Origin of the sequence: Thiocapsa sp. (assembly GCF_022340925.1) — a bacterium.
In the GTDB taxonomy this organism is placed as follows: domain Bacteria; phylum Pseudomonadota; class Gammaproteobacteria; order Chromatiales; family Chromatiaceae; genus Thiocapsa.
The window spans coordinates 84,987-97,637 of sequence record NZ_JAJDNA010000100.1 but is presented as its reverse complement, the minus strand read 5'-3'; the positions used below and the strand labels follow the sequence as shown (position 1 = coordinate 97,637).

12 protein-coding genes are annotated in these 12,651 nt (G+C 64.8%); 9 read left to right on the top strand and 3 right to left on the bottom strand.

What is annotated here, in order from left to right; all coding sequences use genetic code 11:
- Positions 1 to 64: 64 nt before the first annotated feature.
- Positions 65 to 922 carry a 16S rRNA (cytidine(1402)-2'-O)-methyltransferase gene (gene rsmI, locus LJE61_RS12445; protein ID WP_296910916.1) on the bottom strand — a complete coding sequence of 286 codons (858 nt, stop codon included), beginning with the start codon at positions 920 to 922 and terminating at the stop codon, positions 65 to 67.
- Between the two features lie 34 nt (positions 923 to 956).
- On the opposite strand from rsmI, the gene LJE61_RS12440 reads away from it, so the two are divergent.
- From LJE61_RS12440 to LJE61_RS12425, 4 genes are all read left to right on the top strand, one after another.
- On the top strand, positions 957 to 2,798 hold the full coding sequence (locus tag LJE61_RS12440) for a penicillin-binding protein activator (protein ID WP_296910918.1): 1,842 nt from the start codon (positions 957 to 959) through the stop codon (positions 2,796 to 2,798).
- 56 nt (positions 2,799 to 2,854) lie between these two features.
- Entirely contained in the window at positions 2,855 to 3,190 is a 336-nt protein-coding gene (locus tag LJE61_RS12435) for a YraN family protein (RefSeq protein ID WP_519972640.1), read from the top strand.
- Positions 3,191 to 3,275: 85 nt separating this feature from the next.
- Complete coding sequence (locus LJE61_RS12430) at positions 3,276 to 3,872, top strand: BON domain-containing protein (RefSeq protein WP_296910922.1); 597 nt, start codon at positions 3,276 to 3,278, stop codon at positions 3,870 to 3,872.
- Positions 3,847 to 5,259, top strand: coding sequence for an FAD-binding oxidoreductase (locus LJE61_RS12425; protein WP_296918519.1), 1,413 nt, complete (start codon positions 3,847 to 3,849; stop codon positions 5,257 to 5,259). Before LJE61_RS12430 ends, LJE61_RS12425 begins: the two co-directional genes overlap by 26 nt.
- A gap of 80 nt (positions 5,260 to 5,339) precedes the next feature.
- Here LJE61_RS12425 and ptsP read toward each other — a convergent pair whose 3' ends face one another.
- Positions 5,340 to 7,601: a phosphoenolpyruvate--protein phosphotransferase gene (gene ptsP, locus LJE61_RS12420; protein ID WP_296910946.1), complete on the bottom strand. Its 2,262-nt coding sequence runs from the start codon at positions 7,599 to 7,601 to the stop codon at positions 5,340 to 5,342.
- A 113-nt stretch (positions 7,602 to 7,714) separates the two neighbouring features.
- Positions 7,715 to 8,254 (bottom strand): RNA pyrophosphohydrolase, encoded by a 540-nt coding sequence (locus tag LJE61_RS12415; protein ID WP_296910926.1) that lies wholly within the window; start codon positions 8,252 to 8,254, stop codon positions 7,715 to 7,717.
- A 289-nt stretch (positions 8,255 to 8,543) separates the two neighbouring features.
- Here LJE61_RS12415 and LJE61_RS12410 point away from each other — a divergent pair, with 289 nt between their 5' ends.
- From LJE61_RS12410 to LJE61_RS12390, 5 genes are all read left to right on the top strand, one after another.
- Positions 8,544 to 9,200 (top strand): histidinol-phosphatase, encoded by a 657-nt coding sequence (locus tag LJE61_RS12410; RefSeq protein ID WP_296910928.1) that lies wholly within the window; start codon positions 8,544 to 8,546, stop codon positions 9,198 to 9,200.
- 116 nt (positions 9,201 to 9,316) lie between these two features.
- Positions 9,317 to 10,084: a GNAT family N-acetyltransferase gene (locus LJE61_RS12405; RefSeq protein ID WP_296918518.1), complete on the top strand. Its 768-nt coding sequence runs from the start codon at positions 9,317 to 9,319 to the stop codon at positions 10,082 to 10,084.
- A gap of 4 nt (positions 10,085 to 10,088) precedes the next feature.
- Positions 10,089 to 10,925 (top strand): lysophospholipid acyltransferase family protein, encoded by an 837-nt coding sequence (locus LJE61_RS12400; protein WP_296918517.1) that lies wholly within the window; start codon positions 10,089 to 10,091, stop codon positions 10,923 to 10,925.
- Entirely contained in the window at positions 10,915 to 12,141 is a 1,227-nt protein-coding gene (locus tag LJE61_RS12395) for a glycosyltransferase family 4 protein (protein WP_296910934.1), read from the top strand. The genes LJE61_RS12400 and LJE61_RS12395 overlap by 11 nt, the downstream gene beginning before the upstream one ends.
- Entirely contained in the window at positions 12,113 to 12,640 is a 528-nt protein-coding gene (locus tag LJE61_RS12390; RefSeq protein WP_296910937.1) for a phosphatase PAP2 family protein, read from the top strand. Before LJE61_RS12395 ends, LJE61_RS12390 begins: the two co-directional genes overlap by 29 nt.
- Positions 12,641 to 12,651: the final 11 nt, after the last annotated feature.

Sequence of the window (12,651 nt, the reverse complement as noted above, 5' to 3'; positions counted from 1 at the left end):
AGCGGGGCGAAATGGACCGTTCTCCCGCTTCCGTAGCCGATTCATCCTTAAGTCGGACAGGCTCCTAGCCCTCCGCCCCGCCCAAGCCCAGCTCGAGACCCAAGCGGTAGAGCATGTTCTTCTTCGTCCCGGTCAGGCGGGCCGCGATTGCGGCTGCCTGGGACAGCGGCAGGGTCTCAGCAAGGATCATTAGCACGCGCTGCTGCTCCATGCGCTCACCGCCCCCCTGATTGGCCCGCCCCTCGACGAGGACCACGAGCTCGCCCAGTCGTTGCTCGGTCTCCGCCTCCAGCCGCCGCACCAACTCCGCCGGGTAGCCGTGCAGATAGGTCTCGAAACGTTTCGTCAGCTCGCGCGCGACCACGACACGCCGCGTCTCCCCCAGGGTCTCGCCACAATCGCGGAGTGTCGCGACGACTCGCTTCCCGCTCTCATAGAAGATCAAGGTCCCCCGCTCATTGGCGAGGCCGGCGAGCCAAGAACGCCGTTGCGACGGCGTACGGGGAGGAAAACCGAGAAAGAGAAAGCGGTCGGTCGGCAGGCCGGCCGCCGAAAGGGCGCAGATCGCGGCGTTCGCGCCCGGAACGGGCACAACGGTCAAGCCGCGCTCCCGAGCGGCGGCCACCAGACTGAATCCGGGATCACTGATCAAGGGAGTGCCCGCATCCGCGACCAATGCCAGGTCGCGACCCGCCTCGAGAGCCGCCAGAAGGCGCGGGGCGGCTACCGCTTCATTGTGGTCGTGATAGGCGACGAGCTTGGCTGAAATCCCGAAATGCGCCAGCAGCCGTCGCGTTTGTCGGGTGTCCTCCGAAGCAACCAAATCTACGTCGCTCAGCACCTTACGTGCGCGATCGGTCATGTCGCCCAGATTGCCGATCGGGGTCGCGACCACGTATAGTATTCCGCGTCGTTGCTGCACCCTACGCCCCACTTCTCTCGCATCGGAACGGACCATGCCCAAGAATCGCGTTGACCGCCGTCGCTTGTCCACGCCGCCGGCGCTGTCATGCCTGCTCCTAGTCGCCATCACACTCGCCGGATGCGCGGTCAACCCGACTCAGGAGGAAGCAAGTCTGCTCGCACCGGTCGCGGGCGAGCGATTGAGACAAGCCGACGCGCTCGCAGCCCAGGGTCAAGCTCGATCCGCGGCCCAAGCCTATCTGGACATCGCCAAAGGCGTCGGACCGCCTGCTCGCGAGCAGCTGCAATTGAAGGCGGCGCGTGCCTATCTGGACACGGGCGATACCCAGCAGGCGCAGCAGGTTCTGGGGCAGGTCTCCCGTCGCAGCCTCACGAGCGGCCAGCGCGAGCAACTCCGCCTCGTCGAGGCCGACCTGGCTCTCCTGGACGGACGTCCGAAGGACGCGATCGGGCGCCTCCAATCCATGCAGGTCCAGACCCTGTCCAAAGATACCAAAATGACACGCCTGGGCACCCTCGCCGCTGCGCAGCGCCTGTCCAACGACCCCATCGCGGCTGCCGACTCGCTGGACGCGCTCGATCGGCTGCTCCAGGATGACGAAGACCGCCTGCTCAACCAGGTCTCGCTGATCTCCACCTTGAGCGCGTTGAGCAGCGACGAGCTGCGCGAGCTCGCGCGCAGCGGCAGCGGCGCCATGAAAGACTGGGCGAAGATTGCGCTCCTCGCGCGGAATGCGGGCGGGGATCCGGCGCAATTTCAGAGCCGCTATCGCCAGGAGGTCCGCGGACCGGGCAACCGCGCCCACCCCCGGCTCGCCCAAGCCTACATCGAAATGCTTTCGGGCGGGTACGCTACGGGCGACAGCGTGACGGTCATGCTTCCGCGCCGCGGCCGTTTCGCGCCGGCGGGCAGGGCGGTCAAAGAGGGGATCGAGGCCGCCAGGCAGGCGGACACGAGCGGGCACCAACCAGTGCTCAGTCTCGTCGACAGCACCTCTGCGGGGCGCACCAGGGCCATTCACGCGGACGCCGTGAAAAGCGGCGCCGACTATGTGCTCGGCCCCCTGGAAAAGGAAGCGGTGGATGCCTTGGCCGCCGGACCTGCTCTCACGGTACCGACGCTGGCCTTGAACCAGACGACCCGGGACAGCCGCGCTGCCGGGAATCTCTTCCAGTTCGCGCTCTCGCCGGAGAACGAGGCGGCAGAGGTGGCGATCAAGGCCGCCGAGATGGGCCACCGGCGGGCCCTCGTCCTCTACCCTGAGGGTGCTTGGGGCGAGCGCTTGGCTAGCTCCTTCCGCAGTCAATGGCGTAGGCTGGGTGGAACAGCACTGGCAGGCCAGGCGGTCTACAACCCGACGGCGAGGAGCTACGAAAGGACGGTCGCCAACCTTGTCGGCGGCGCCGACGCAGATGTTCTCTTCCTGGTCGCGACCAATGATCTCGCGCGACGACTCTATCCACAGATTCGACTGGCCTCATCCCCGCTGACCGTGATCGGCACCTCGCATGTCTACTCCGGCGCCTTCGATCCCGCCCGTGATCCGGTGCTGGCGGGACTCTATTTCGTCGACATCCCATGGATGCTCGACAGCGGTGGGGACGGCCCCTTGTCACGACGCCGTCTGACCAGCTCTTCATTTGAGGTGGCGAACCCGCTGGCCCGTCTCTACGCGATGGGCATCGATGCCTACCGGCTCGCGCCGCGACTCCCGGCCCTGGCCAAGAGCCCAGGTGCATTCTACCCCGGCCAGACCGGCGGCCTCTCGATCGACTCGCTGGGTCGAGTCCAGCGTCAGCTCGCGCTCGGGCGCTTCAGCGAGACGGACGTGCGCGAAGCCGCCAAGGTCGCGGCCACGACCGCGTCCCGGTGAATGCCGAGCGACCGCAACGAACGGGCAGGACCCGAACGGATCAGGGATCAACCGGCATCGGTGACGCCAAGGAGCGGCTCGCCGAGGACTATCTGAGACGGCACAAGCTGCATCCGGTGGCGCGCAACCATCGCTGTCGTCACGGCGAGATCGACCTTGTCATGCGTGATGGCGAGACCCTGGTCTTCGTCGAGGTCCGATACCGCCGCTCGGACCGCTACGGTACGCCGGCCGAGACGGTGAACCCGCGCAAACAAAGGCGATTGGCGGCAGCCGCAAGCCACTACCTGCAACGCCACCCGAACATGCTACCCTGTCGCTTCGACGTGGTTGCGGTCGGAGCTGAAGACCGAATTGATTGGATCAAGAATGCCTTTCTGGTCGAGATCTAGCTTCCGGGCAGGTCGCGTCCCGCAGATCCGCGACCACCAAGCCGCCAGGTGTGCTCGACCGCTCGCGCGCATTCCCGCTCGGCGGATGGCGTCCTCCCCAGCGGTCCTGATCCTGTTGCTCATCGGGGGCAGTCTGTTGCAGGGGTGCGGCCCGTTGCTGGTTGGCGGGGCGGCGGTGGGCGCCGCCTCCGCGGTTCACGACCGACGCACCTACGACGCCTTCATCGACGATCAACAGATCGAGTTGGCGGCGATGAGCGCACTGCTCAATGACCCACGGGCCGCCCAGGCGTCGCGCATCTCTGTGACCAGCTACAATCGCAAGGTGTTGTTGACCGGACAGGCCGACACGGACGAGGTTGCCGAACGGGCCAGCAGCTTGGTGAGTCGTCTACCCAAGGTTCAACGGGTCATCGATGAGATCGTCGTCGGATCCCGGCTCAGCCTGGCCCGCGAGACCGAGGACGGATACGTCACGTCACGTGTTAAGGCGGCCTTGATCGACGTCGCGTTGCCCGGATTCGACCCCACCCGCGTCAAGGTCGTGACGGAGGACGGAACCGTCTATCTCATGGGGATCTTGAGTCCCGCTGAGGCCGATGCGGCAACCGAGAAAGTGCGCTATGTACCCGGCGTCAAAAGCGTAGTAAAGATCTTTGAATACGTCGACCGCGGCAGCTGAGCTCTCGCCGGGCTTCCTGAGACACCTCACCCAAATCGCCGGGGCCGGGCACCTGCTGACCGATCCGGCCGACTGCTGGCCCTATGGCTATGACAACAGTCGCCGCCACGCACTGCCCCAGGCGGTGATCTTCGCCGCCGACGAGGGTCAGATCAGGTCACTGGCAAGGCTCTGCCATGACGCCGGGGTGCCGTTGATCGCCCGCGGGCGCGGCACCGGCACGACTGGCGCCACAGTGCCGGACCGCGGAGGCATCGTGCTCTCGTTCGAACGCATGGACGAGATCCTGCGCATCGCCCCCGACGATCGCCTCGCGGTCGTGCAGCCGGGGGTGATCAACGATCGGCTCCAACAGGCGGTCGGCGCATTCGGTTTTTTCTGGCCGCCTGACCCGACCAGCGCGTCGAGCTGCACCATCGGCGGCAATCTCGCATATAACTCCGCCGGGCCGAGGGCGGTGAAATACGGGACACCGCGTGAGAACACACTCGGTCTGGTGGCGATCAGCGGGCGGGGCGAGCGGCTGAAGACCGGCGTCACAACCACCAAAGGGGTGATCGGATACGACCTGACCCGCCTCATCATCGGATCGGAAGGCACCCTGGCCCTCATCGCCGAGGCGACACTGAAGCTCACACCCCTGCCCGAGGCGCAACGAACCCTCCGAGCCACCTATGCCGACATCCACGGCGCCGCTGCGGCCGTGTCGGCGATCATGGCACAGCCGGTCACGCCCTGCGCCTTGGAATTGATGGACGCCGCGGCAATTCGAACGGTCCAAGGCCACGGCGGGCTCGCACTGCCGCAGGATGCGCGTGCGCTCCTCATGATCGAGGTCGACGGGCCGGCGGCCTGCATCGATCGAGCCGCCGCGGCTGTGGCAGAGGCAGCGCGCAACAAGGGCCTGATCGAGCTGCGTCAAGCCGCCACCGCCGAGGAGATCGGCATGCTTTGGAGTACCCGCAAGGCCCTCTCGCCGGCCCTCCGTCGAATTGCGCCCAAAAAGATCAACGAGGACGTGGTCGTTCCAGTCTCGCGTATGGGAGAGCTCATCGATGCATTGGACGAGCTGTCTCGGGAGAGCGGCGTGGCCATCGTCAACTTCGGTCACGCGGGCAACGGCAACATCCATGTCAATCTGTTGATCGACCCGGATGACCAAGGCGCAATGACCCGCGCAGCGCAGTGTTTGGATGCGATCTTTTCACTGGTGCTCAAGCTCGGCGGCACGCTGTCGGGGGAGCATGGCGTGGGCCTCGAGAAACGCGATTTCATCAGCCGCGAGATCGACATGCCGGTTCTCAGCCTCATGCGCGACATCAAACGGCAGTTCGATCCGGCTGGCATCCTCAATCCTGGAAAGGCTCTGCCGGAAACGCTCGGCTGAACGAGTCGCGCCGCCCATCGAGGCGCAGGATCGCGCGGCGGGACGATCGAGGGAGCCTGCAAACGGCCGGCATCCCCCCACTATTTCCCGGGACGCACCAAGCCGCCTAGACCGACCGCCTCAAGCGCGTCCAGGAGTAGACGCCTCACACCCGCTGCATCCTCGCAATTCAAGGCGACCTTCAAGACCTCGCGTCCCCGTGCCCGACTGATGCTGCGAATCACCCGCTTGACGCGCAACAGGCTCCCCGCACCCATGCTCAGGCTGTGAACACCCATGCCGAGAAGAAGAAATGTCGCCAGCGGATCGCCCGCCATCTCGCCACACACGCTCACCTCCCGGCCATGGACCCGGGCACCGGCCAGGATCTGCAGAAGCGCACGCAGGACCGCCGGATGGAGCTCGTCATAGAGCTTGGCGACATGGGCGTTGTTCCGGTCGACGGCCAGCAGATACTGGGTCAGGTCATTGGTGCCGACGGACAGGAAATCCACGCGTCGTGCAAGTGCCTCGCACTGGTACACTGCGGCTGGAACCTCGATCATGACGCCGATCGGCGGCAGCTGGACCTGATATCCCTCTTCGCGGAGCTCTTCGTGCGCGCGATGGATGAGCAGCAGCGCCTCATCCACCTCTCCGACCGTGCTGATCATGGGCAAGAGGATCTGCAGGTTGTCGAGCCCGATCGAGGCGCGCAGGATCGCGCGTATCTGGGTCAGGAAGATCTCGGGCTGATCCAGCGTGATACGGATGCCTCGCCACCCAAGGAACGGGTTAGCCTCTTGCATCGGAAAATAGGGGAGCGGCTTGTCACCGCCGATGTCCAGGGTACGGATCGTGACTGGCCGCGGGGCGAACAGCTCCAAGACACGTCGATAATTCGACATCTGGGCGGCCTCGCCCGGAAAGGTGTCACGGACGATGAAGGGCAGCTCGGTCCGGTATAGACCGACACCGGCGGATTCCTCGATGCCGAGCGGCCGTGCCTCAGAGACCAGACCCGTATTGAGATACAGCGGGACCTGATAGCCATCGGTCGTCTCCGCCGGCAAGTGGCGGAGGGCTTGCAGCTCATTCGTCAGCGCCGCATCATCGGCGGCGAGGCGCAGATATTCGGTTCGAACGGTCGGGCCCGGCGCCACATAGACGCGCCCGCGGTAGCCATCCACCACCAGCTCACGCCCTTCGACGCGACCGACCGGCAAGTCGGCAACGGCCATTGCCGCCGGCACGCCCATCCCACGCGCCAGGATGCCGACGTGCGAGGAGCCGGAACCCGTTGTCGAGACGATCCCGGCAAGCATCTCGCGCGGCACATCGGCGATCTGCATGGCGCTCAGCTCGTCGCCGACCAGGATCGTGTTGGGGACGTATTGGATCGGCGCCGCGGTGAGCTTTTCGAGGCGAGTCAGGATACAGCGCCCCAGGTCACGGACATCGGACGCACGCTCGCGCAGATAGGGGTCATCCATGTTGTCGAACACCTTCGCGTGCTCGGCGATGGTCTCGCGCAACGCACCCGGCGCCCAATTGCCCGCCCGGATCCGTGACAAGGTCCCGTCGATCAGCGTATCGCTCTCCAGCATCAGACGCCAGGCGTCGAACAAGGCCATGTCTTCGGCGCTGAGATGAGGCTGGGTCCGGATCGCAAAACGGTCCAGATCCTCGGCGACATGCTCGACTGCCCCGAGAAAATCCTGGACCTCGCCGTCGGGGTTCTCCGGCCGCCGGTCCGGGACGGCATTCAGGTCAGCGGGCGGATAGACGAGGACCGCGGTCCCAATCCCGATCCCCGGCGATGCCGGCAGTCCCGGAAGAAAACGTTGTGGGATCCCGTCGTCCTGAAGGCGCGCGAGCTCACCGTTGGCCCGCGCAAAGGTAATGGCACCGGCCAATTGAGACGCCAAGGTGACAACGAAGGTCACCTCATCTTCCCCGAAGTGCCGTTTGTCGCGCTGCCTCAGGACCAGCACGCCCAGAACCTTGCGATTCTGGATGATGGGTGCACCGAGGAATCCATGATAGCGATCCTCGCCGGTGTCCGTGATGCGTTGATAGCGGGGATGACTGACCGCGTCATCCAGATTGATGGGCTCCGCGCGCTCACTGACGAGCCCGATCAGCCCTCGCCCCATCTCGAGGCGGACGCGACCGACCGCCTTGGAGCGCAGCCCCTCGGTGGCGTGCAGGACATGCATGCGGTTATCGAAGTCATTGAGATAGACCGAGCAGACGTCAGCACCGACCGATTGTTTGACGCGCTGCACGATGATGCTCAGGGCCTGCTCGAGATCGGGGGCGTTGTTGACCTCCTGAACGATCCGGCGGAGCGACTCGAGCATAGGCAACCGCTGACTCAGGCCTGCGGATGCCGGTGAGAACGCCGCACCGACGTCCAGCCCGATCGGCTCTTCTTCGAGATGCGCGCGATCCGCATGCTCAGCGAGACGACCTGTCATCGGCTGCGCTGGCGCAAAAAGCCGGCCACCCGTGGCTGAGCCGCGTCACGGGCCGGCGGCCCCTCGGGATACAGGATCGGCGCCAGCTCCTCAAGGGCTTGGAGGTAGACACGGCGCTTGAAATAGACGACCTCATGCAGGGGCTGCCAGTACCGGACCCAGCGCCAGGCGTCGAACTCGGGTTTGTCGGTCTTATCTAGGCAGAAGGCGTCTTCCCCGCAGTCGACCCGCAGCATGAACCAGACCTGCTTCTGCCCGATGCAGGTCGGACCGCAGTGCCGACGGATGTAGCGCTTGGGGAGGTGATATCGAAGCCATCCACGCGTGGATCCAAGGACTGTGACCTGCTGGGCCTTGAGGCCGACCTCCTCCTCGAGCTCGCGAAACATTGCCTGCTGCGGAGTCTCGTCGGAACGAATCCCGCCCTGGGGGAACTGCCACGCATTCTGGCCGATCCGACGCCCCCAGAACAGACGACGGTCCCGATTGCTCAGGATGATGCCGACGTTGGGTCTGAAACCGTCGTGATCGATCAAGGGAGGCGGTCCGCAAGGCCATGTTGCCCCATTCTTCCACATCGGGCGCATCACCGGCAAGCGAAGGAGTCTATAAGCGATTGCCAATCAACGGCTTTCCTCCGAGCGAGTGGGTCGCCGGCGCCTGCCCGGGGAGCGACTTCGGTGATGGCGGCCCGGAACGCCTTGAAACCCAGAGGTCATTTCGCCACCATCGATCAAAGCGGGCTCCCTGCGGGCGGCGATGGCCCCGCTCACGCGCAACCCGGCCCCTGCCTGACACCCCGATCGGCATCGGAACGAAACTGACATGGCCCTGGCGATCTTCGATCTCGACAACACCTTACTGGCAGGCGATTCGGATTACCTCTGGGGACGGTTCCTGGCGGCCGAGGGAATTGTCGACAGGGCGGAGTACGAACGCGAAAACGAGCGCTTCTACCGCGAGTACAAGGCCGGAACACTGGATATCCGAGAGTTCCTGCGGTTCTCCCTGCGTCCTTTGCGCGATAACGCCCGGGAGCGCCTCGAAGCCTTGCGTGAACGCTTCGTCGCGGAGCAGATCGAACCGATCATCCTGCCGGCAGCCAAGGAGCTCGTGGAAAGGCACCGCGAGGCAGGAGACATCCTGCTGATTATCACCGCGACCAATGAATTCGTCACAGCGCCGATCGCTGCCCGCTTCGGCGTTGCGCATCTGATCGCGACGCAACCGGCCGAGGAGGGAGGGCACTTCACCGGCGAGCCCGAGGGTCCGCCGGCGTTCAGGGAAGGCAAGGTCCGTCGGCTGGAAGCGTGGCTCGAGCAACAGCAGACGGACTTGGCCGGGAGTTGCTTCTACAGCGATTCGCACAACGATCTGCCGCTTCTGGAGCGGGTCGATCGGCCGATTGCCGTCGACCCGGATCCGCGCCTACGCGAAGCGGCGGTGGAACGGGGATGGTCGATCATCTCGCTAAGATGCTGAGCCCAGACGAGCCATACCCCGAGCGGTCACAGTGCCGTCATGCGTCCCACACACGGCTGCAACAGTCTGGACCTACCATTACCAGTTACCCAATGGCTCTTTTCCGGGGACATGAAATGGTTGCGAGTGCGCCAGCGTTGGCCGCCAAACGCGGCGAACGCCTCTTCGTCGAGCTCGCCTCGTCCGAACGGGAGGTGAGCGAGGCCCAAGGCCTCAGATACCGCGTATTCGGCGAGGAGTTGGGCGCAAAGCTGAAGCAAGGGGTCGGCGGCCTGGATATCGACGAGTTCGATGCTTACTGCCAACACCTTTTGGTGCGCGATACCAGGACGGGTCAGGTCGTCGGGTGCACACGGATCCTGACCGACGAGAATGCGGCGCGCCTGGGACGCTACTACTCCCAGGACGAGTTTGATCTCGGCGCGATTCCGAGGCTGGACGGCCGCCTTCTGGAAGTCGGCCGGACCTGCGTCTCCGCGGAGTTTCGCCAGGGCTCGGCGATCGCCGTGCTATGGTCGGGCTTGGCCAGCTTCATCCAACTGCATGGCTTCGACTACCTCTTCGGATGCGCAAGCGTGCCCCTGGGCGAGCAGGATATCCAGGCGGCTGCGATCATGAACCGGTTGCGGCGGCACGCGATGGCCCCGGAGGACCTGCGGGTGGTGCCGCGCGTGCCGCTGCGCACGACGCGGGTGCCCGACGACATCCTGGATGCGCCCTTGCCGGCCTTGTTGCGCGCCTACGTTCGACTGGGCGCCAAAGTCTGCGGCGAACCTTGCCGGGATCCGGATTTCGAGGTCGCGGACGTGCTGATGCTGCTCGATGTCGATGAGCTCAATCCGACCTACTCGCGCCATTTCCTCGAGCGTGCAGCGAGTCTATGATGCGATGACGGCACCGAGATCGCTCTGGAAGATCCCGCAAATCATCGGCCACTTGGCCGCGGGTTCGACGATCGCCCTCTACATCGGCCTGCGATCGCGGCTCGTCGGCAGGCCGACGTGGGTCCCCGCCGCAGTGCGTTGGTGGCACCGCCGGCTATGCTCCATTCTGGGGATCCGGATGCGGGTTCATGGCCGCGTCGATGAAGACTCCCTGCTGGTCGGGAACCACATCTCCTGGCTCGACATCCCAGTCGTCGGGGCACATGGGGAGATCGGGTTTCTGTCAAAGGCAGAGGTCAGGGCCTGGCCTCTGATTGGATGGCTGGCCGAAATCGCGGGCACGCACTTCATCGAACGCGGCGCACACCAGGCCCAAGCGATCTCGGAGGTGCTCCTCCGAAGAATAACGCAAGGCCACTCGCTCATGATCTTTCCGGAAGGGACGACGAGCGACGGCACGTCGGTGCTTCGGTTTCATCCGCGGCTCTTCGGACTCGTGCAAGAGACCGGACTCCGCATTCAGCCGGTCGCGATTGCCTACCATCGCGGCGAGGACAAGGCACCGGACCCGATCGCCGCCTTCATCGGGGATGACACCTTGCTCGAGAGTCTCCTGCGGATCATCCGACACTCGGACCTCGTGGTCACGGTCCATTTCCTGCCGCCGCTGCCAGTCGATCAAGGTGTCCAGCGGCGGGTCCTCGCCGAGCGCACACGCCTGGCGATCACCCAGGCACTCGGCATGGATCCGGCGGAGGGGTGGCGCGGCGCCGACGGCCATTCTGACGCCGACCGGAGCGAGCCAGAGTCGGCGCTGGTCGAAGCCCCCCATGCTGCCTGACACTGCGCATGCAGCGCGCCCCAAGCGGGTCGGCGGACTCCATCTGGCGATCGTCACCGAGACCTACCCACCCGAGATCAATGGTGTCGCGAATACGATGCGACACTTGGTGGAGGGTCTGGCTCGGCGTGGCCATCGCCTTCAACTCATCCGCCCGCGACAACAGGCAGAGCAACGTCCACTCGATTCCGATCGGATCGCCGTGCATCTGGTTCCCGGGCTTCCGATTCCCGGCTACCAGGGTCTTCGATTCGGGCTTCCCGTGTATTGGCGACTGCGTCGCCTCTGGAGTCGCAGCACCCCCGATCTCGTTTACATCGCGACCCAGGGGCCACTCGGCCATGCCGCCCTCTCCGCGGCGCGCGCCCATCGGATTCCTACCGTCACGGGCTTTCATACACAGTTCCAGCAGTACAGCCAGCACTACGGGCTCGGCTTCTTCACGCAGCAGATCGCCGAAACCCTTCGCCACTTCCACAACCGATCGGATATGACGCTGGTGCCGACAGCCGAGCTGCAGCAGGAGCTGTCGAACGAAGGCTTCCGACATGTTCATGTCTTCGGTCGCGGCGTGGATGTGAATCTCTTCTCCCCCGCGTGGCGCGATCCGGGGCTTCGTCGCGAGTGGGGGTGCGATGATGACACCTTGGCGATCCTCTACGTTGGGCGGATCGCACCGGAGAAGAACCTAGCGCTCGCACGCCAGACCTATCGAGCGATTCGGGCCGTTCGGCGGACCGCCCGGTTCGTCCTGGTCGGCGACGGGCCCCTCTTGGAACAGATTCGGCGTGACAATCCGGAATACATCTGCCCGGGGGCTAGAGTTGGAGAAGAGCTCTCCAGGTATTACGCATCCGGCGACCTGTTCCTTTTCCCAAGCTTGACAGAGACCTACGGGAACGTCGTACCCGAGGCCATGGCAAGCGGTTTGCCGGTCGTCGCCTTCGGCTACGCGGCAGCCGGATCGCTTATTGATCCCTGGAGTAACGGGGTTACATTAAAGGGTGCGGATCGCGATGCCTTTGTCGCTGCCGGGTGCGAGCTGGCCCGAGATCTCGAACGTCTCCGGAATCTCGGAGAGCGGGCTAGACAGACGGCTGAGGGAATCAGTTGGGATCGTGTGATCCGAGGGGTCGAGGAGCGTCTCTATCAGGTGATCCACCGGTCGGGTGGAACGGAGGCTTGCCGTGCGACTATGGCTACAACATCTGAATGACATCGAGGTTTCTGTCTGCCGAGCCTGGAGCCGCGGTGGTCAGCGCCGTTGGGTACAGCGGCCGTTCGCCGCCATCAGTCGCCTCGGCGACGGCGTTTTCTGGTACAGCTTGATCGCCATCCTTCCGCTGGTGCAGGGCTTGGCGGGACTCAAGGCCAGCCTGCATATGCTCGCGACGGCCGGTGTCGCGCTAGCCTTGTACAAATCACTCAAAGGGATTACCCGGCGCGAGCGTCCTTGCCATTACGCGAACGAGATCATCGCCCTGGTCCCCCCTCTCGACCGCTACAGTTTCCCCTCTGGCCACACACTCCACGCAGTGAGCTTCTCGACCGTTGCCATCTACCACTTTCCGGGGCTGGCCTGGATGCTGGTTCCGTTTACGATGCTGGTCGCAAGCTCCCGAATCGTCCTCGGCCTGCATTACCCTAGCGACGTGCTTGTCGCCACACTCATCGGACTCGGCCTCGCCTTCACCAGCATCGTGATGGTCGCCTGAATCCAAACTAG